This window comes from Ruegeria sp. CDSA033 (assembly GCF_059612305.1).
In genome coordinates this window covers 55,146-73,682 of sequence record NZ_JBXWQI010000016.1, presented here as the reverse complement: position 1 = coordinate 73,682, position 18,537 = coordinate 55,146, and the positions used below count along the sequence as shown (strand labels likewise).

Below are 18,537 nucleotides of genomic sequence, written 5' to 3'. Positions count from 1 at the left end.
ATTCGCCGAACTAGCCGGTTAACACCGATGCGATCGCTGAATTAGCTCGCCATGCTCAAAAGTTTGCAACAGAGCCGTTTAGACGTCGGATATCTTTCGTTTTTGGCCAGTCAGCTTTCTGCTTCCGGATATCGCGCTATCCGCGTGAACCGAAGAGGAGCAAGAAGATCGTTGGAAGATTTGGAGGATTTGGACTACCACACCCATGCTGGCGATATTGCTGGTGTTCTGAACGCCATGAACATTGAAACCGCCAGTATTTTTGGACACGCTTTGGGTAACCGAATTGCACAGGCTTTTGCCGATGGTTACCCGGGCATGACGACAAGCGTTATTCTCGCACCTGCAGCCGGACCAGTTCAGAGTGATCCGGCCGATGACAAAGTCACAAAAAGGATGTTCGCGCCGGATGCCTCACCTGACGATATCTCCGCAGGTATGGAATTAATGGTAGGTGATCCTGCAAATGCCGACTGGGTCTGGGAGGTTGTCAGCGCGTCCCGGATCACGGACCCGGCTTCTCTGAAAGCCGAAACCACCATTAGCGAGCCGCTTGAGGATTGGTGGGCCAGGTCAGGCAATGCACCCTTCCTGATTTTGCAGGGTCTGCGGGATCGACAAGCTCCCCCAGAGAACGCCCATCTGATGAAAGAAAAGCTACGTGACCTGGCCACCGTGATTGAATTTTCGGAAGCGGGGCATCTGTTTATCATTGAGAGTGCAGACGAAGCCGCAAACCCAATACAGGATTTTCTGAGTGCACTGAAATAGCCGCTGTTCAGATTGGCAATTAATGGGATCAGCCCGGATCTGCAGGAACCGGTCGAAATGCCGCGCCTGAAGGGCTTTCGTTTTCCGCGAGAGGTCATCGCCTATGCCTTCTGGGTCTACCATCACTTTGCGCTTCGCACTGCGGATGTTGAAGATCTGCTCGCGGAACGCGGTGTAACAGTCAGCCGGGAAACGATCCGGCAATGGGTCAATGCGGACGAAGCCGCCGTCCGATCTTCTGGCACTTAGGTCAGCTATATGCTTTTCGCAGCCGATGCAAAAAACATCACCAGCCGAGAGCGGAAATTCGCTGCGTTCTGTCTGCACGTCCGCTTTTGCCGCAACTGATGAAAGATGCTCGCAGCGCTGCTCAGGCTAAACAGCAAATACGCAAAGCGTCTAGAATCGCGGCGTGCATATTGCGGCCTGCGATCGCGTCACCAATTCGGGCCAGATAGAACTGGCCATCCGGCTCTTCGTCCCTGAACGGGAATGAACCATTGATCAGCGCCTTGTGATCGACCTGCCCAAGGTTTCGCGAACCTGGCTTTAGATCGTGATAGAGCGCGTCCGTCGGGATTAGACCATGTTCGACAACCACGTGGTCGACAAGACGCTTGGAGATATCACCGGTCAAGATATTGCGCAGGCTGGCGCACACCCGGTTTCCCTCTTGGCTTAGAGCACGGAGTTCGTGGAGGCAGGTAAAGGTCACCCCGTTTGCAGCCAGATCGCGCAAAGCAACGGCAGAGGTCGTTGGGCCAAGGTCATGCAGAAGCGCACGGTCGGGGGTCACAAGTTCGACGCTGTGGCCGGCGCCTGCAAACGTGTCGGCTGTGACTGCCGCGGGATGGTCTCCGACCTCGTCGAACAATAGAACTTCGCCCGAGACACGTGCTTCTCCGGACAGAACCTCCCAGCTGGAGAGCGCCAGATCGCCGCCCGGAATGGATAATGGCTCGGGCCATCCGCCGGTAGCAACTATGACCAACTCCGGGAGTTCTCTTAGCACGTCACTGGCCTCGACATAGGTATTCATGCGGAGATCAACATCGAGGGCGGTCACCTCGGAAATCAACCAATCGGCAACACCCCATACCTGCCTACGTGTCCCCCCCTTGGCTGCCAAAACAATCTGTCCGCCCAGTCGATCTGATGCCTCGAACAAAACCACATCGTGACCGCGCAAGGCACTGACCCGCGCCGCCTCCAGCCCACCAGGCCCGCCACCGACGACAACCACCTTCTTTCGGGTGCGGCTGGCAGGAATAACATGGGGTAAAGTTTGCTCCCGCCCGGTGGCGGCATTGTGTCCGCACACGGCAGGCTTGCCCTGATTGACGCGGTCTACGCAATACCCGAGGCCAACACAGGGGCGGATGCGTTCCTCTTCGCCGCGTGCAAGTTTTGCAACCAGATAGGGATCAGCGATCTGGGCGCGCGTCATGCCCACAAGATCGACATGACCGCCGGTAACCGCGTGTCGGGCCGTTGCAATGTCCGCGATGCCGCCTGCATGCAGGATCGGCAAGTTGACGGCTTCGCGAATGCGCCCGGCCACAGTAATATGCGGGGCGGCTGGCAGACCCATCGGGCGCACCCATTCAGCAAGACCAAGGTCATCGTAGGGCGCCCCGACCAGGATGTTGAGCAGGTCGACATGGCCACTTTCTTCCAGCATCCGGGCGGCGGCAACACAATCCTCGGCGCTAAGCCCGCCCTCAATCAACTCATCGCCGGTGATACGCATGGACAGTATGAACTTTGGACCGACCTCTGCGCGCACCGCATCCAAAACCTGCAGGGTCAGGCGCATGCGGTTTTTCAACGTTCCACCAAAGGCATCGTCGCGTTGGTTGGTAAGCGGAGAAAGAAACTGGCCCAGCAAATGCGAATGGGACAGAAGCTCGATTCCGTCGAACCCGCCCTTCTGACAACGTCGCGCCGCAGCGGCAAAATCGCCGATCACTCGTTCAATGTCCTCTTGTTCCATTGCTTTGGGAAAGGCACGGTGCGCGCGCTCGCGCACGCCGGATGGCGCCAAAACCGGCAGCCAATGACCGTCATCCCAAGCGGTTCGACGCCCCATATGGGTGATCTGGCACATGACCGCGGCCCCGTGCGTGTGAACGCCATCCGTAAGCTTCCGGAACCACGGAATGATACTGTCATTGCCAGCATAGAGCTGGCCAAAAACCGAAGGGCTGTCGGGGGCAATATTGGTTGACCCGCCGATCATGGTCAGGGCTACACCCCCCTTGGCCTTCTCTTCGTGATACAACCTGTATCGGTCTCGAGGGTGACCGTCTTCGACATAGTTGGGTGCATGAGATGTACTGACGATGCGGTTGCGCAGCGTCAGGTGCTTGAGCTGAAACGGATCAAGTAGTTTCGCCATGATCAACTCCCTTCGGTAACCACACATAGCACCGGGTCGGTCCCGTTTGCCGCCTTCTGTAACTGACGACGTTTGCTGTTAAAGTTATGCTAACTGGGAAGTACGGGGAGAGAGTTCACTGTTTCCGACACTGATCCACAAAATGACGACCAGACCAAAAAATGCAATTGCGGTAACTTCTTCGGACAAGGGGGACCGGACTGTACCGTTCATCTTGGTGTGGCCTAGCAAGAGCTGGACCGCTTTGAGGTTGCCGGTTTTCTCGTAGATTTGGGTGACTTTCTTGCGCCTCATTGAATGGGTTCCGTTTGCGCTTGCTTCCAGGCCGATCGATGTAATCTTTCCTCGAACAATCCGCGCATATTTGACGCGTCGAGATGTGTAATCTTTCGTGGAATCCGCCAGGCCAAAGGTATTCTGAATCGGCCATGAGTTCATCTTCCATCCATTTCTGGACAGAGGCTCGGGTGCTCTCGGATATCTCAAAGCGCACAGGTTTCTGCGTCTTGCTTAGCCCAAACCGTGCGTTCATAACTGAGGTCTTGCAAAGGTCCATCCCTTCGAATCTGGCAATTCTACCGAATGACTGCAAACTGAATTAAGTGCGAGAAACCGTCAAAGCACTCAATTCAGGACATCGGCGTTTACCCCTATCAGGTTCAACACTTCATGCGTTTCACGGTTTACTTCGTAAACGTAGTTTCCGGCTCGCACGTAATATCCATTGCGCCGTAATCCCCAACGGCTGGGATCATCGATGCGGACATACTCATCATAGATGTAGTCGCCACGTCGGTATTACTTTACCTGCTTAGGCGGTATGCACGGGATGGCTTTTTTTGACCAAGCCTGGCGGACATTGTCCGGATTTGGATTTCACATGAATCGGCGCAGTAGCGCCAATTCCTCCAGCTTACCCATTGTTTTGGCTCCACAAGCTGTGATTTGCGTTTGCATGTGACGCGCCTTGTGCGGTCAGTGCCAGTGCCAAAAATCCAATAAGTTTTTCATAATCAGCACCTTCTCTATCTTCATAGCCTAGATATGACTTTGAACTGGTCTTGGCGAGTTCATCAGCGAAGAGTTGCTTTCCAATGCGGTAGATTGTTCACGAACTGAAACCATGTTCTGAGATTGTCATCGCACGACCCTACTAAAGTGCCAAGGCAGCATGCCGTTCGACCACCTAGTCGCCCACTTATTCCTTTGTCTTTATTTCGCGAACAACATTAACGGAACGTGAACAATGTATTCTCAGAGTGTTCAAACAAACTGAGGCATAGTGCTCATGTTGGGTCGAACGAGTGGTAAACCGTTCGATCGCTGACAAGGGGAAACGCATGATCAAGTCTGCCTCTGTGATTGAAGAGTCTAGCATAACAACTGTGATGCAAACCTCCGGCAAAGTTGCCGTGGAACGTTTGTCAACCACGACCAAATCGAGCAGTGGTCGCTTCCCTCCTATCGAAAATGCATTAACTGAAATTGTCAAAAACAAGCGGCTTTTCGAGGCACAAAACAACGTCTGAAGGCAGTTCAGCAGACCCCCAAACAATTCCCGATATTCGTCCTAAATATTGGAATTGATAACTGAATCCCGCTCCGGTTTGGGGCGGGGTTTCTTTTTTGTACGCCCTAGGAAAAAAGACGTAACCTTTGGTGAATTCAATAAACTGCGGGCCAGCCGCTTCTCATCCTTGGGGAACATTTGGCTGGCCCGGCGCTCAGTGCTTGCGTGAGTGGTCAGCACTTCGAGTTGATTGACGGGAAGAGGCAGAGATCTTTCCTTACAGGCCCAACAGCGCCTTAACCTCTTCTTCAACGGCATCTGTGACTGGTTTGTTGGCCGCGGCTTCCAAGGCTTCCCGCTCATCCAATTCCTGTTCTTCAACCAAATCAGCGAGTTCCTGCACTTGTTCAGTCGCTTCTTCGTATTCGACGGCAGCCTGTCGTTCATCGTTCAGGTCCTGCGCTTCATCGACCGAACTGTCCAAATCCGCACGCGCTTCTTCCAGCTGTTCCTCGATCTCAGGGTCAGTTCCACCGGCGTCTTCGAGATCCTGTTCAAGGCCTTCGACCCTCTCTCGATTCTCCTGCACATCATCCAGTGCGGTGCGCAGATCTTCTTCTATCTCCGGAATTGTCCGCTCTGGAGGTTCCAATCCGATGAGTTCTTCCAATTGTTCCGCAAGCTCCTCGCGCAGCGGTTCTCCGGCCAGAACGGTATCTCGGTAGTTGGCAATTCGACCTACGCGGGAATTAGGTACTGCGTTTGCTAATGCAGTTGCGCTGGCATTGGCTGCGTTGAGCGCTCCTAACTCAGAAGGGTGAGCACCAAGAAGTGCTGCCATCTTATTGCCCTTGGTTCGGACGGCTGGCCGAATGGATTCCTCGACAATTACAGTTTTCGAACGCTTCTTGCGCGTGCTCGGCGTTTGTTTATCGCTAGTGGTCGAGCCTTTCTTGGAGGTGGCGACCGTTTTCGACTTACCTCTGCCGCTAAAGATATCCTTCAAGGAAAATCGACCGCCCTTGCCCGAAGCCGAGCGTGAAGATTTTGACTTCGAGTTGCCGACAGAAGAGTCCTTAGCACTTCGGCCATTGCGGCTTTTGTCGGCACCTTTTTTCCCGCCTTTGTTGCCGGCGGCACTGTGGTCACCACGGTCTCCGTTGGCAGAGTTCCCTTTGCCACCACTGTTACCTTTTCCTCCGCCGTTGCCTCCACCGTTTCCGTTGTCGCCGCCTTTGCCGTTTCCTCCACCATTACCTTTTCCGCCTCCTTTGCCTTTACCTTCCTTTGCAAAGGCAACATCCGGCACGGCAACGGTGGCGACTATGGCTGCTGATCCCAGCAACGCGATTGCCAGAGTAGATGCTTTTAGCAGTCCCAAACTGGTGGTCTTCATATCAACCTCCTCCGTGGAAATCAGCGGGCATCAGTTCCTCGAACCAATTCGCTGTGTTCAATCGTCTTGATTCAAGTAAGAATCTTCAAAGTTGGTTGCCATTTAACTTGAGCGTGCTTGAACGCAGGGCTAACTGCTTGTTCATCATCGGTTCATGTCGAACGACGTAGTCTCCAGCCGGGAATTACGAGGACTTTCATGCGTGCGAAGGCGTTCTTGGTGGTTGCAAGCTTGCTTGTTGCTTTGCCCATTGGCGAAGCGGCAGCACAGACACGTGAGCTTAAGCAAGGTGAACTGCGCAAGGCGACCCTGACTGGTGCAACTATCCGGTTAAATCGGGTTATCAAAGGTGTCGAGAAAGCCTATGGCGGCACCCCGGTCGATGCGCGTGCGTTTCAGGCGGATCAGATATACTATCGCATTCTGGTCAAAAAGCCTGATGGAAAAATTGTCAGTGTAATTGTGAATGCCCAGACAGGAACGGTCGTTTCCAATCGATCCAGTGTTGGTCGTCAAATTTCGAATGCAGCCCGCTCGAACCCCGCCAATGCCAACAACAGTCGCAATACCAACAGTAACCATGGCGCATCTGCGAGCCGTGGAAACAACGGAAACAATGGCAATGCCAGCGGTAACGGCAACAGCGGCGGCAACGGCGGTGGTAACGGGGGCGGCAATGGCGGCGGTAACGGCAACGGCGGTGGTAACGGGGGCGGCAATGGCGGCGGTAACGGCAACGGCGGTGGTAATGGGGGCGGCAACTCTGGCGGGAACGGCAATGGCAACGGCGGCGGTAACGGGGGCGGCAATGGCGGTGGTAACGGGGGCGGCAACTCTGGCGGAAACGGCAATGGCAATGGCAACGGTAATAAATAGTGCTTAAACTAAACCCGTTGTGACTGTAGTTTTTGAATATGAGAGTACTTCTGGCCGAAGATGAGCCGCAGCTATGCGAGCAGATTAAGAAACTTCTAAGTGCAGAAGGTCGCGTGGTAGATGTGACCAATAATGGAACAGACGCCTTGCACATGGGTGCGACTGAACCTTACGACATGATTATCCTCGACATTGGGTTGCCGGAACGCGATGGTATTTCTGTCCTGCGCGAATGGCGCAGCGCAGGCGTCAAAACACCTGTATTGATCCTGACGGCTCGCGACGGGTGGAGCGAGCGCGTGGATGGTCTTGACGCGGGCGCGGATGACTACATGACCAAGCCGTTTCACATGCCCGAGCTTGCAGCACGTGTCCGCGCAATCCTGCGCAGACAGAGCGGTCAGTTGAATCCAATGATCGAAATGGGCGATGTCTCCCTCGATACACGAAACGGACGGGTCAGTGTTGACGGAATTCCCGTCGATTTGACCGCGCAAGAGATCGCAGTCCTGACATACCTTGCACACAATATCGGGCGCATGGTGTCGCGAACCGAGTTGTCAGAGCACATTTACGAATACGACGGCGACCGTGACTCGAACACTATTGCTGTTTTCATAACCCGGCTGCGTAAAAAACTGGGCTCCGACCTTATTACAACGGTCAGAGGGCGCGGTTATATGATCGATTCCGCCTGATGTTATCGCTTCGCCAACGCGCTTTGCTTGGCGGCCTCGCCACAGGCACACTCTCTGTCGGCGTTGGAACCTTGGTCGTGTTTTCGTACATTAATACCCGTGTCCTTGAGCAGTTCGATGAGACGCTGCGCGACAGGCACACACAACTCGTTGTCGGGCTGAGCGCAACGACGGACGCCCCGGAGGCTCTGCGTGATCTCATGTTCGACCCGGCCTATGGAACGCCTTTTTCAGGCAGATACTGGCAGGTGACGGATGGAAATGGGGCTACATTTACATCCGCTTCGCTCTTTGATGAAACAATATCCGAACCTGCACCTCTGAGTGAAGAGGCAATCACCTGGAACACTTCTGGCCCAGATAATGAGGCCGTTCGCAGTGTCTTTCAAAAAATCACGTTCGAAGACGGAACCGAATGGGGCGTGACGGTCGCTGAAAGCAGGCTTGAACTGATCAGCGAACGCAGGGCCGCGCAGAACAACTTGCTGCCGGTTTTTGGGTTGGTCGGCCTGATCGGAATTGCGGGGTCACTTTTGTTGATGTCTGCAATTGTCGGCCCCCTCAGGAAACTGCGCGCAGATGTGGCGCATCGCTGGGATCAGGGAGACGATCTGAAACCGGCAGACTATCCAGAAGAGGTTTCACCACTTGTCGAGGACCTCAATCAATTGCTGCACAGAAACCGCGAAATAGTGTCTGGTTCCCGACGGCAAGCAGCTGACTTGGCGCACGCGCTTAAAACACCGACTGCGATACTCCGAAACGAACTGGCGACCTTGTCAGACAATGGAGCAGACACCGAACCTGTCGACGACGCGCTGAACAGGATTGACGCTCAGCTCAAGCGTTCCCTCGCGCGCATGCGTGCGTCAAACACCGCCGAACTTGCGCACTCGCGAACTGATCTTTCACATTCGATTGCCAGGCTGTCCAGATTGTTTTCGGTCATGGCTGAGCGCGAAGGCAAATCACTCACGACGGAATGCGAGAGCGGACTTCAGGTCCGAATGGACACTCAGGACATCGAAGAAGTGATTGGAAACCTCCTCGACAATGCCCTCAAGTGGTCTCGAACAACAACACACATCGCCGCAAAACGAGTTGAGAATGGCATTCAGATTTGCATCGAGGATGACGGACCTGGGATTCCGGAAGATGCACGTGACGGGGTATTTCGTTCCGGAGGGCGGCTGGACACTTCTATTGCCGGAACCGGTTTGGGTTTGGCCATAACAGTTGACTTGTTGAACGCCTATGGCAGCAAGCTGACACTGGACACCTCCTCTAGCCTTGACGGCTTGGCTTGCCAGATTCTGATTTCAGGAAGGACACAAATGTAAATTGCAGAGAACAGTCCTTGGCTTCAAGCAATCAAAGTGCAACTCATTTGTGTAGAATGTGAATTCGAACGACCTTCGGTTCTTCTCGTGCCGCGAACGTTGGCAATGTTGGCCGCGATCGCGGAATTGTAGCGCGATGTAGAGTAACGGCTGCGTGCCGTAGGGCGAGCATTGCAAAGTCTGCTTACTGCGCATGGCCACCGTCGCTTAGGTCTAGTGCTGTGCTAGCGGCGCATGGCAGCTCCGTGGCCGTCTAGCCACTTCATGCGTGCAGAGTTAGGGACTGTTGCATTCGTTGCGACGGGCTTAGGTAGGGCATTTTGAATTTGCCGGATCATGCTTCAGCGAACAATTGGTTGATGAACTGGATCTCGCCTTTGATGCCCATTTGGGTGTGATAGACATGGCCGCGTTTGATTGTTCTGATCGTCTTAATCCCACTCAGGGTAGCTTTGGCTGATCGCAAGGATCGAAAGCTCTGACGATACCCGAGCAGCCGTTTCATGGCAGTATGATCGCTCTCGATCAGATTGTTCCTCCATTTGCGGTCGATGTGCCGGATGCTGTCGAAATGTGGGTCGTAGCGGTGATTGATCTCGCGGATGACACGTCGATACGCCTGCGCCTTGTCGGTCACGATTGTCACGGGTCGATGCAATCGCACGCGTCCAATCGCCTTGTTGAGGAAAGCCGCAAACTTTTCCTTACCTGTCAGGTCGAGTGCATTTCTGGTAGCGCTCACTAGAACATGACAGGAACAGACCATGGCAATCTCATTTAAGGGCGCACATTTTCCGAAAGACGTGATCTTGCACGCGGTCTTCTTCTACCTGCGCTACGGTGTTTCATACAGGGATCTGGAAGAAATCATGGTGGAACATGGCGTTGATCTGGATCATGCAACGCTAAATCGCTGGGTCAGTCGGTTTGCTGGCCTCATTGCTGAAGCAGCGCGGTATAGAATCCGCCCCACAGACCTTTCGTGGCGATTGGATGAAACCTATGTGCGGGTCAAAGGCAAATGGGTTTATCTTCATCGAGCGATCGACAAACACGGCAAAACTCAGGATTTCATGTTGTCTGAGCGCCGGGACAAAGCCGCTGCGACGAAGTTTTTCGCCCGCGCGCTTGAGGTGAACGGTCTACCGCGCAAAATCGTCATCGACAAAAGTGGTGCCAACACCGCCGGCATCAAGGCGATCAACAAGATGCTCAAGAGCTTAGGTTGCCCGATCCCGATCGAAATGGTCAGGTGGAAATACCTCAACAACATCATTGAACAGGATCACCGTTTCATCAAACGAGGGATCAGGCCCATGCTGGGATTCAAATCTTTCGCTTCAGCTGCATTTATCCTGGCAGGTATTTAACTGGTCAACATGATCCGCAAAGGTCAATTCACACCCGGACTCCGTCCGTTTCAGCAGTTCGCCCAACTGGCAGAGTAAACTGCTCACCAATTCCACTGATGCTCTGCCAAATAAAATGTTTGCGACAGAACCTCCTCCACTTCTTCAAGCTTTCGGTTTCAAGTATCCGACACCACGCTGAACGAACCCACTTCCGGCCCAGAGCCGGCATCCAACCCGTTGTTTTGATGCTGCAATCGCAACCCGTATCGCAGGCTTTCGATGCACGTGCTCGACAAAGCATTCACAGTGATCTCCGAAATTCTGTTGCCTTGTGTTTGGCAAGGGCAAGGGATACGATCGGCGGCAGATTATGCTCTTTTTTAGCATCGAACCACCGTTCACGACACATATCTATCATTCAACCGGCGGGCACCGGACTGTGCGGCAAGCGCACGCCTTGCTGAAGCAATAGGGCTTGATCGAAGGGCAATCGGCTTATTCTAATTGTTCTGCTGCTAGGGATTGGTGATGGTGGTGCCAAGGCAGCAAGTACAAGGGGCGCTGTTCGGCCAATGTTGAATATTCCGAAAGAAACGATCAATAACTGGCAGAGAATTGTGAACCTCATCGCCAAATTGGCGGATGTTCCAGCCAGTCTGGTGATGCGCACCCACACCCCCGAACACTCAGTCTTCGTCAGGAACGATACTGCGGACCACCCTTATGACGTCGGGCTGTGTTTCAGATTGAACGAAAAACTCTACTGCCATGGCGTTCTGGAACAGGGCGAATTGGTGGTGGAAGACGCGCGGTACGATCCCCGATGGGCGGACAATGACGACCTGGAACACGGTATGAGTTTCTATGTCGGCTTCCCGCTCTACTGGCCGGACGGGTCTGTATTCGGGACAATTTGCGTTTTGGACTCGAAACTGAACCGACGTGCTCTGATGTTCCGCGAAGGGCTGAAAGAGTTTGCTCGCGTGATCGAAGCGGACCTTAAACTGCTTGTCGAAGCGGACCGACGCGTTCAGCTTGAACGACAACTTCAGGAAAGTCTGGATCAACTGGAAACACGTGTCGAAGAACGCACTGCCGAGTTGGAAGAGGCAAACATCGCCCTGCGCGTTTTGCTGCAAAGCGTTGAGCGGTCGCGCGATGACTATGACCAGAACATCATGCGACAGATCAAAGGAGTTGTCGCGCCGACTTTTGCCAAGCTGCGCAGCCGGGTCATAGGAAACGACGCGGCGCTGGTCTATCTTGATATTCTGGAAGAGAATTTAAGATCCATCACTGTCTCGATGTCAGACGAAAAGCGGGATGTGTTCGAACAGCTGACCCCGTCCGAACAGGACATCGCCCAAATGATTATGCGCGGCCAGACCACAAAAGACATTGCGCAGGTTCTGTCGCGTGAGCCGAGCACAATCGAGTTTCATCGCAACAACATACGCAAAAAACTGGGCTTGCGGAAAACGGGTCAGAACCTGCGTAGCAAGCTGCGGTCCCTGCAATAATCATGGGGATCATCCCCATGATTTACTCTTGGTTTTCTCACACTCATCTGACCGACTACCGTTGTTACCCTTTTGTCCATGGTGCCAATCCGGGTGCCGGGCAACAACAGGGAAACACATAATGGAACGAGAAGACCTAAAGCTGGAACCGACGTTGGTGAATGGCAAGAAAGACGATCTGACGCCAGGCCTTTCGCGACGTTCTTTTTTCATGGCCGCCGGAGCAGCAGGAGTGGGTGGTGCTGCGTCTTTGTTGTCCAGCACATCGGCTCAGGCGCAATCAACCGACTGGACCCAACCGGGGAACAACAATGGTGTCATCGAATTGCAGAAGACCACGGGCACTGCTGTCGATGGCGATCTGGGGATCGACTTCTATGGCCATTGCGCGCTGAAATTCACCTCGCCGGGCGGGGCCACGGTGTTGTTCGACCCATGGCGAGATGACCCGTCCGGTGCCTGGGGGCTGTGGTTCAAGAATGAATTCCCCGAAGTGCCAGTGGACGTCTGCATGTCCACCCACACGCATTTTGACCATGATGCCATCCACCGCCCGGTCTCAACTATGGTGCTGGATCGGATGGTTGGAAACTTTGAGTTTGCCGATATCAAAATCACGGGGTTTGCCGACAAACATGCGTGCCAGGCTCCGGGTTGGTACAATTGGACAAATGCCTTAGCTGAATTCGGCGTTGAAGCCTGCCCGCCCAATAATGTCAGCCATATGGACATGGTGGTCTATGTGATTGAGGCCGGTGGATTGCGAACCCTGATCTGGGGCGACAATAGGCACAACCCGCCGCAGGAATTTTGGGATGCCATCGGGGAAATTGACATCCTCACTTTGCCGGTGGACGGATCGCAACACATCCTCAGCTATGGTCAGGGCGATGATATCGTGTCGCGCCTGAACCCCAAAGTTATCATTCCGACACATTATCTGAGCGAGACCACCAGCTATACCCTGACCACCTTGCAGGACGCGGATGAGTGGGTGAAATCCCAACCCAGCTACAAGATGTTGGACGGCGCCAACCTATCGCTGAACGCGGCAGACGTTGCAGGAATGGACAAAGAGTTCATGTATTTTGGTAACCACGCCCAGACGGGGTAAGGGCTGGCTTTGCGCCCTTACTCAACTCAGTACAACGGCCAGCGAATTTTTCCGCTGGTCGCTCGTTAGGTACAAAATTTGTTTTCGAAATTAACATATCTCGGCGAGTTTCAGTCGAATTGAAGGCTCGCGGCCCATAAGAGACATTCGACACCCTGCTGGCATTCTGCAGTCGCAGCCCGCATTCCGGTCATTCGCTGTAAGTGGAAATTTTGACGCTGCTCGAACTCACACATTGCGGACGAACTTGTCGTTGCCAAATTTTGGTCAGGCTGTAATGTCCACAAAATTTTAAACCGAGGAGTTGTAGTCAGTGGACTATTCAACGTTGGTAATTTTTTCCTTAGCAGCGCTTGCTTTAACGGCATCTCCCGGTCCAGATATGTTACTTCTCGCACCGCGAAGCGCAGCTCAGGGCCTTGTTGCTGGCCTGGCTACCTGGGCAGGAATTGCCGCTGGCACATATTGCCTTGCGCTCGCCGTTGCTCTCGGGTTGTCGCAACTTTTTCTCGCGGTACCAATCGCCTATGATTTAGTTCGGTATGTCGGGGCTACATACCTTTTGTATCTGGTGTGGAAGGTCGTCACATCTAAAGTGAAATCCAAAGAGCAAATAGATGTGAAGCGCAAAAAATTCTCGATTGCAACTATGTTCAATCAGGGATTTCTGACCAACTTATTGAATCCCAAGATAGCCATTTTTGTGCTGGCTCTGTTTCCGCAATTTGTTGACCATGAAGCGGGATCGGTTGCTGTTCAGATCATGATAATGGCGACGATTTTGAACCTGATAGGATTTTTCATAAACGGAGCGGTTATACTTGCTGCCAGCCGTGCCAGCGCAATGTTGTCTGGCAGCAGCAAGATCAAGCATCTATCGCAATACGTTCTGGGAACTGTTTTTGCTGGTTTGGCTGCGAGATTGGCGTTCAATGCGCAGAGATAGTTGATAATCATGGGCTCAAACCGAATCTATGGCAACGCGGCGGGCGAAAACACGGCCGTTGCCCGACGCAAAAGGCGGCAGTGCGGACGAAGTCACCGTTCGATAACTACGGTGCTTTGAGTAATTGCACCTCTTGATCCATTGTCATCCCGCACTTGAGCGGCACATCTCTCCTTGCGCGATCCCAACGTAGCAAGGGCACTAACGTTTCCCGCAACGGTCGGCAGGTTAGGCCAGCCAATTTCGCCTTTTCAGTCCCTATGGAAAGAAAATACCGGTACTCGGGTAATGTCGGTGCCATAAGTGGAATATCCGACCAAGGCACAACATTTGCCGCGGCAATAGAATTTTCTTCGACCCACACGATCTCCGCTTCGGAATTGCTCACTTCTGCGATCAGCGAGAGGACCTCGCTCATTGGAGTGGGCTCGCCGGTTACGTTCCAAATTCCTGTCATTGCATCTTCTCCGCATCGTACAGCGAATTTCGCAACATCCTTGACGTCTATCATTTGTACCAAGCGGTCCTTGGGAGCAGGGGCTGGCACGTGTTTGCGTTCCTCACTTGCTAGATCAAACCTGCGCACCCACCACGTCAAACGATCAGAATAGTCACCTGCGCCAACTAATAGTCCAACTCGTAAAGAAGTTGCGCGCTCGCCCAATATCTCGTCGGCCTTGCGTTCGCAGGCACGCTTAAGAGGACCATACGACGCACCATAGGCAAACGCGGATGCACGATCGTCAGGAGATAGGTTCGCAGCGGTCTCAAAATCCAATGGCGAAGCGTCCGGGACGGTCGCAGTTTCATTTTGACTATCTTCTTTGAACGTCCCGTAGGCGGACAAAGACGAAATCAGAACATATCTTATGATGGTCTGATCGACGTTTTTCAACAGCCGTTCAACGGCCTCCGGAGTATAGGCGCAGGTGTCGAACACCCAATCAAACGAATGATTTTCCAGCAGCGTCAGGTCTTCATATCGGTCAGCCTGAATCACTTTGACGCCGAGAGATTTCGAAGCGCTTGTAATCCCACGTGAGAGGATCGAGACCGAGTGGCCGCCATCCACTAAGGCATCAACAATTGCGCTACCCAGAAAACCGGTTCCACCAACTACAAGACAGCGCATGAATTTTCCTTTTGAACCGATCACGAGAAACCTACCAAACACCAAAAATGTAAAATGGACTCTGTGCAACCATTCGAGAGTTCACAATTGGGAGCGCCTGATGTCGGCTCTGCCGATCTTGCCGTTATCATTAATTATTTGAATGGCCGTATTTTGGAGTTCAGTTCAATAATTGCTCAAGATAGTTGTAAAAAAGCTCCTTTGCGTAGACCTCCTGCCAAGGTTTGTGACCACACTTTTCCAGTATTAAGAAGCTTGCATTGGGGAGTGCCATCCTTAGTGGTTCAGATACGCCCGCCGCTGGATGTGGGTCGTAGTCGCCGTGAATCGCAACGACTGGGCAGCAAATTCTCTTCACCATTTCCTGAAGCGCCCCACTTTCTCGCATAGCGCTGGCCTCTCTCCATACTTCCTCATGGATAGAGATATCGAAATCAACATGAGGTATGTCAGTGGTGTCGCGCCGGAACGTATCTGCAAGGTCGTAAAGCTCAATCAGACGCGCGATTTGCTGCGGATCACCGCTCTCAGGTCGTAGTGACGCGAGCTCTGCACTCTCTTTTTTTGAGAGGGGGGCTGTTCTGGATGTCTTGATCTGATCTAAGTATTGGGCCTCAAAGGGCCCGCTTCCGACCAGAACTAGCGTCTTGCTGAGTTTTGGGTTCTGAGCCGCAAACAAACATCCTAACCATGCACCCCAAGACCATCCGATGATGACAACTGGTGATTTGCAGGAAAGCTCGATCTGGCATCGTAGCTCGTCCACTTGAGCCTGCACTGAATTCTTGATTTGGTGCGGTTCCAATACGGAATAACCTCTTCGCCCTAACTCTCGGGCCAGCGGTTCCACTTCTCCTGCACCTCCGGGGCCACCATGGAGAACGACAACTTGGGACGGCTTACTGCCGAATTGACGACCCGTCAGCAAATTTTAGCTCCTTGAGTAAAAGATCATATTTGCTGCCATGCATGCAGAATGCTGCATCGGTCACACAGGGCTCACAACGGACGTTGTCAGGTCGACGCCCGCCTGCGCGGACGTGTTCCGACCCTTGGATCGCCTAGCTCGCGTTAGCACGTCAGATCTGTTTGGACCACTAGTCAACCACCGACATACACACCCGACTTAGGTCGATAGAATATCTTCTGATCGTGCAGCCGCCCAAGCAGATCCTGAATTCGGTGCAAGCTGTCATTCCGTGCTTTCTTTTCGTCTTCGCTTTCACCAGGGGCTCCAACCGACAATGAAGTTAGTGCACGCCGCAAGGATACTTCAATCAGATCGATGTCCTCGACCGAGAGTTCGAACAAATCGTTGTATTGGGGCATTCTGGTTACTCCTACCCGAGCGTGGGTTTCCAGAGTGCATCACGATCCAAAGTAAATCCACCCTTGCATGATGCGGTGGTCAAGGTGGCTCTCAGAATTGTTCCGTTACTGCCCACCCGTAATGAACGCGGTTGTGTTGCAAAGTTTTTTTTGCGAGGAATATTATTCCTATGCTCATCAAGTGAATGGGTAAATTGGGGGCGACTTTCGAGGTTTTCGGTCAATTGGCGCCCAGATTCAGCCGGAGATTGGTGTTAAACTGAATGCCAACAGAATAATTCCCCAAGTTTTGAAGGCTCCAAGAAAGTTTGCGACACATCCCATCGGTCTATTGTGAATTGAATGCCAATGTATTACATTGTACTACAATACGGAAACAGGTGATTGCGATGAGTACCAGCCCATATTCAATCCGTCTCGATGAAGACCTGAAAAAGACCCTGGAACGGGAAGCTGCGATCGAAGATCGACCGCCTGCACAACTCGCCGTACGGGCAATTAGAATGATGTTAGAATCCAAGGCTGCTAAACGTGCAGCCATTGATGCGGCCGTTGAAAAAGCAGACCAAGGCAAGTTCATAACGGCAGACGAAATGAATGCCTGGATAGACAGCTGGGATACCGAGAATGAACTTTCCGCTCCGGTAGCAAGCGGGCAATCCAATAGCCAATGAAGATTATATTTCTCGAAGATACGGCCCGGGACATTCAGTGGTTCCGTTACTACTACACGTCAGTTTTTCCTGAAGGAAGCGAAAGGGCACGAGCTCAACTCAAAGCCATTCAGCTTACTCTTGCAGCCAACCCTTATGCAGGTCACCCGAGTGACACACGCCGAGACATACGGGAGCTTTCAGTGCCGCAAACCCCATTCACGCTGATCTATCGTGTAATGCCCACCCAGATAGAAATTTTGCGTCTCTGGGATACTCGGCAGGGCGCGGATTACTGAAACCAGGAGTTTAAAATTGGTGGCATCAAGCGGGCAGGGTAGGGGCGGGCAAGCAACCGAACCTACTCTGCTGTTCGATCGCTGGATTCTGAACAGAGGTCGGGAATCTGCCGGTGCCAAGGAACTGTCAGTGTAGCCTGGCACGTACTAGGTAGGCTTCAATTGTGTCACCGCCGAGGGCGCGAATGGCCTCCAATCGGTGTAGACCTTCGATCAAAACGAACCTCTTATTGTCGGCGCGCAATTGGATCGGGGTACACTGGCCGTTCCTCAATATATCTTCGGCAAGCGTCAGAACTTTGTTTTGATCAAGTGTTTTTGCACGCTTTACAGGTACGTAGATCAATTCGAGCGGGTACGGTCTTTTCTCCAGCATAAGCTACCTGTGCAACCTTTCGTGCATTTGGTCCAGTTCGGGTTTCCCTTTGAACGCGCGCGCTGGTACGTACATCAAAGTACCGAACGAACAGCGCAGTGCAGTTCCTTATGCATGATCCAAGTCGCTGGTTTATCGTCACTTTCGATATGAGAGAAGGCCACGATTTGTGCAGCACTATCATTCTGTTCCGATACGGTTTCGGGAAGATTGAGGTCCAGATATTCCGCGATCAACAGCCCTGCTTTTTTGAAGGCCTTGATGGATGTCTCGCGCGATTTGTAACCAGCAGCCTGAGATAGTTGACCAATAGTCAGGCCTTTCTTCCCAGCGATTGAGAGTGCTCTGAGCATAGTGATCTGCGCCGGTGTAAACCTGACTTGGCGCAAGGCTTCTGTGTATTCCCGTTCGCTGGGAACAAGCGTGCCAGAATTTCCTTCCAAACGACGTTGATCGCAGCGCTTCTTATCACGTTCTTCAAGAATTTCTTTCAACGCCTCAATAGCCATTGCCGGAGTCTCACCAATAGCGTCGGCAATCATGGCTTGCGTCTTGGCAGGTGGCTTGGGGAACGCCCGCGCAACGCTGTTGCCGCTCAAAATACCCGCTTTTATTAAGTACCTTCCGAACTCTTCTTCAATAACTCCAGATACGTCAGCATTTTGCGATTTTCGAACACTGCGGTCCTGAAATTCTCGCTGTTCCCGACCAAGAACTGACGCTTTTGCGTTTTGAAGACTGACTTTAGGGGCTCTATTGCGCATCAGAGGAACACCACCACAACAACCGTCGCTACGAGCACCACTGACGCGATAAATAATTTGATT

At 52.9% G+C, this 18,537-nt stretch carries 17 protein-coding genes and 4 pseudogenes; 12 read left to right on the top strand and 9 right to left on the bottom strand.

Going from position 1 to position 18,537, the window contains the following annotated elements; translation table 11 throughout:
- Window positions 1-51 precede the first annotated feature (51 nt).
- Complete coding sequence (locus AC2FLA_RS17945) at window positions 52-771, top strand: alpha/beta fold hydrolase (RefSeq protein ID WP_496724062.1); 720 nt, start codon at window positions 52-54, stop codon at window positions 769-771.
- A gap of 57 nt (window positions 772-828) precedes the next feature.
- Window positions 829-984 (top strand): annotated as a pseudogene (locus tag AC2FLA_RS17940) (IS6 family transposase); the annotation flags it as partial.
- Window positions 985-1,141: 157 nt separating this feature from the next.
- On the opposite strand, the gene AC2FLA_RS17935 reads toward AC2FLA_RS17940, so the two are convergent.
- Window positions 1,142-3,169, bottom strand: coding sequence for an oxidoreductase (locus tag AC2FLA_RS17935; RefSeq protein WP_496724061.1), 2,028 nt, complete (start codon window positions 3,167-3,169; stop codon window positions 1,142-1,144).
- 84 nt (window positions 3,170-3,253) lie between these two features.
- Window positions 3,254-3,680, bottom strand: a pseudogene (locus tag AC2FLA_RS17930) (tyrosine-type recombinase/integrase); the annotation flags it as partial.
- Between the two features lie 829 nt (window positions 3,681-4,509).
- Here AC2FLA_RS17930 and AC2FLA_RS17925 point away from each other — a divergent pair.
- Window positions 4,510-4,698 carry a hypothetical protein gene (locus AC2FLA_RS17925; protein WP_496724059.1) on the top strand — a complete coding sequence of 63 codons (189 nt, stop codon included), beginning with the start codon at window positions 4,510-4,512 and terminating at the stop codon, window positions 4,696-4,698.
- A gap of 258 nt (window positions 4,699-4,956) precedes the next feature.
- Here the strand turns inward: AC2FLA_RS17925 and AC2FLA_RS17920 are convergent, their stop codons facing one another.
- The gene (locus tag AC2FLA_RS17920; protein WP_496724057.1) at window positions 4,957-6,075 is read right to left on the bottom strand and encodes a hypothetical protein; all 1,119 of its coding nucleotides are present in this window, start codon (window positions 6,073-6,075) and stop codon (window positions 4,957-4,959) included.
- Between the two features lie 198 nt (window positions 6,076-6,273).
- On the opposite strand from AC2FLA_RS17920, the gene AC2FLA_RS17915 reads away from it, so the two are divergent.
- The 3 genes from AC2FLA_RS17915 to AC2FLA_RS17905 are packed head-to-tail and all read left to right on the top strand — an operon-like array spanning window position 6,274 to window position 8,989.
- Window positions 6,274-6,951 carry a PepSY domain-containing protein gene (locus tag AC2FLA_RS17915; protein ID WP_496724055.1) on the top strand — a complete coding sequence of 226 codons (678 nt, stop codon included), beginning with the start codon at window positions 6,274-6,276 and terminating at the stop codon, window positions 6,949-6,951.
- 38 nt (window positions 6,952-6,989) lie between these two features.
- Window positions 6,990-7,649 (top strand): response regulator transcription factor, encoded by a 660-nt coding sequence (locus AC2FLA_RS17910; protein WP_496724053.1) that lies wholly within the window; start codon window positions 6,990-6,992, stop codon window positions 7,647-7,649.
- On the top strand, window positions 7,649-8,989 hold the full coding sequence (locus AC2FLA_RS17905) for an ATP-binding protein (protein WP_496724051.1): 1,341 nt from the start codon (window positions 7,649-7,651) through the stop codon (window positions 8,987-8,989). The genes AC2FLA_RS17910 and AC2FLA_RS17905 overlap by 1 nt, the downstream gene beginning before the upstream one ends.
- Window positions 8,990-9,323: 334 nt before the next feature.
- On the opposite strand, the pseudogene AC2FLA_RS17900 reads toward AC2FLA_RS17905, so the two are convergent.
- Window positions 9,324-9,680, bottom strand: a pseudogene (locus AC2FLA_RS17900) (DDE-type integrase/transposase/recombinase); the annotation flags it as partial.
- A gap of 73 nt (window positions 9,681-9,753) precedes the next feature.
- Between AC2FLA_RS17900 and AC2FLA_RS17895 the strand changes: the two are divergent.
- From AC2FLA_RS17895 to AC2FLA_RS17880, 4 genes and pseudogenes are all read left to right on the top strand, one after another.
- Window positions 9,754-10,437, top strand: a pseudogene (locus tag AC2FLA_RS17895) (IS6 family transposase).
- Between the two features lie 476 nt (window positions 10,438-10,913).
- Complete coding sequence (locus tag AC2FLA_RS17890) at window positions 10,914-11,861, top strand: LuxR C-terminal-related transcriptional regulator (protein ID WP_496724049.1); 948 nt, start codon at window positions 10,914-10,916, stop codon at window positions 11,859-11,861.
- 121 nt (window positions 11,862-11,982) lie between these two features.
- On the top strand, window positions 11,983-12,975 hold the full coding sequence (locus tag AC2FLA_RS17885) for an MBL fold metallo-hydrolase (RefSeq protein ID WP_496724047.1): 993 nt from the start codon (window positions 11,983-11,985) through the stop codon (window positions 12,973-12,975).
- 313 nt (window positions 12,976-13,288) lie between these two features.
- On the top strand, window positions 13,289-13,921 hold the full coding sequence (locus tag AC2FLA_RS17880) for a LysE family translocator (RefSeq protein WP_496724045.1): 633 nt from the start codon (window positions 13,289-13,291) through the stop codon (window positions 13,919-13,921).
- Window positions 13,922-14,027: 106 nt separating this feature from the next.
- On the opposite strand, the gene AC2FLA_RS17875 is transcribed toward AC2FLA_RS17880, so the two are convergent.
- The 3 genes from AC2FLA_RS17875 to AC2FLA_RS17865 form a co-directional block, all read right to left on the bottom strand.
- Window positions 14,028-15,077: an NAD-dependent epimerase/dehydratase family protein gene (locus tag AC2FLA_RS17875; protein ID WP_496724043.1), complete on the bottom strand. Its 1,050-nt coding sequence runs from the start codon at window positions 15,075-15,077 to the stop codon at window positions 14,028-14,030.
- 136 nt (window positions 15,078-15,213) lie between these two features.
- Complete coding sequence (locus tag AC2FLA_RS17870) at window positions 15,214-15,981, bottom strand: alpha/beta fold hydrolase (RefSeq protein WP_496724042.1); 768 nt, start codon at window positions 15,979-15,981, stop codon at window positions 15,214-15,216.
- A gap of 173 nt (window positions 15,982-16,154) precedes the next feature.
- Window positions 16,155-16,382 (bottom strand): hypothetical protein, encoded by a 228-nt coding sequence (locus AC2FLA_RS17865; RefSeq protein ID WP_496724040.1) that lies wholly within the window; start codon window positions 16,380-16,382, stop codon window positions 16,155-16,157.
- A 389-nt stretch (window positions 16,383-16,771) separates the two neighbouring features.
- Here AC2FLA_RS17865 and AC2FLA_RS17860 point away from each other — a divergent pair, with 389 nt between their 5' ends.
- On the top strand, window positions 16,772-17,056 hold the full coding sequence (locus AC2FLA_RS17860) for a CopG family ribbon-helix-helix protein (RefSeq protein ID WP_496724038.1): 285 nt from the start codon (window positions 16,772-16,774) through the stop codon (window positions 17,054-17,056).
- A complete protein-coding gene (locus AC2FLA_RS17855; protein WP_496724036.1) occupies window positions 17,053-17,334 on the top strand; it encodes a type II toxin-antitoxin system RelE/ParE family toxin in 282 nt (93 codons plus the stop codon). The genes AC2FLA_RS17860 and AC2FLA_RS17855 overlap by 4 nt, the downstream gene beginning before the upstream one ends.
- A gap of 127 nt (window positions 17,335-17,461) precedes the next feature.
- Here AC2FLA_RS17855 and AC2FLA_RS17850 read toward each other — a convergent pair whose 3' ends face one another.
- Window positions 17,462-17,710 (bottom strand): ParB N-terminal domain-containing protein, encoded by a 249-nt coding sequence (locus tag AC2FLA_RS17850; RefSeq protein WP_496724034.1) that lies wholly within the window; start codon window positions 17,708-17,710, stop codon window positions 17,462-17,464.
- A 74-nt stretch (window positions 17,711-17,784) separates the two neighbouring features.
- Window positions 17,785-18,474 carry a hypothetical protein gene (locus tag AC2FLA_RS17845; RefSeq protein ID WP_496724032.1) on the bottom strand — a complete coding sequence of 230 codons (690 nt, stop codon included), beginning with the start codon at window positions 18,472-18,474 and terminating at the stop codon, window positions 17,785-17,787.
- Window positions 18,475-18,537: the final 63 nt, after the last annotated feature.

Bases quoted from the DNA above. Each gene is read 5' to 3' on its own strand.
- AC2FLA_RS17925 (WP_496724059.1), top strand. From the start codon at position 4,510: ATGATCAAGTCTGCCTCTGTGATTGAAGAGTCTAGCATAACAACTGTG.
- AC2FLA_RS17915 (WP_496724055.1), top strand. From the start codon at position 6,274: ATGCGTGCGAAGGCGTTCTTGGTGGTTGCAAGCTTGCTTGTTGCTTTG.
- AC2FLA_RS17935 (WP_496724061.1), bottom strand. From the start codon at position 3,169: ATGGCGAAACTACTTGATCCGTTTCAGCTCAAGCACCTGACGCTGCGC.
- AC2FLA_RS17860 (WP_496724038.1), top strand. From the start codon at position 16,772: ATGAGTACCAGCCCATATTCAATCCGTCTCGATGAAGACCTGAAAAAG.
- AC2FLA_RS17945 (WP_496724062.1), top strand. From the start codon at position 52: ATGCTCAAAAGTTTGCAACAGAGCCGTTTAGACGTCGGATATCTTTCG.
- AC2FLA_RS17885 (WP_496724047.1), top strand. From the start codon at position 11,983: ATGGAACGAGAAGACCTAAAGCTGGAACCGACGTTGGTGAATGGCAAG.
- AC2FLA_RS17845 (WP_496724032.1), bottom strand. From the start codon at position 18,474: ATGCGCAATAGAGCCCCTAAAGTCAGTCTTCAAAACGCAAAAGCGTCA.
- AC2FLA_RS17910 (WP_496724053.1), top strand. From the start codon at position 6,990: ATGAGAGTACTTCTGGCCGAAGATGAGCCGCAGCTATGCGAGCAGATT.
- AC2FLA_RS17920 (WP_496724057.1), bottom strand. From the start codon at position 6,075: ATGAAGACCACCAGTTTGGGACTGCTAAAAGCATCTACTCTGGCAATC.
- AC2FLA_RS17855 (WP_496724036.1), top strand. From the start codon at position 17,053: ATGAAGATTATATTTCTCGAAGATACGGCCCGGGACATTCAGTGGTTC.
- AC2FLA_RS17850 (WP_496724034.1), bottom strand. From the start codon at position 17,710: ATGCTGGAGAAAAGACCGTACCCGCTCGAATTGATCTACGTACCTGTA.
- AC2FLA_RS17890 (WP_496724049.1), top strand. From the start codon at position 10,914: ATGTTGAATATTCCGAAAGAAACGATCAATAACTGGCAGAGAATTGTG.
- AC2FLA_RS17865 (WP_496724040.1), bottom strand. From the start codon at position 16,382: ATGCCCCAATACAACGATTTGTTCGAACTCTCGGTCGAGGACATCGAT.
- AC2FLA_RS17905 (WP_496724051.1), top strand. From the start codon at position 7,649: ATGTTATCGCTTCGCCAACGCGCTTTGCTTGGCGGCCTCGCCACAGGC.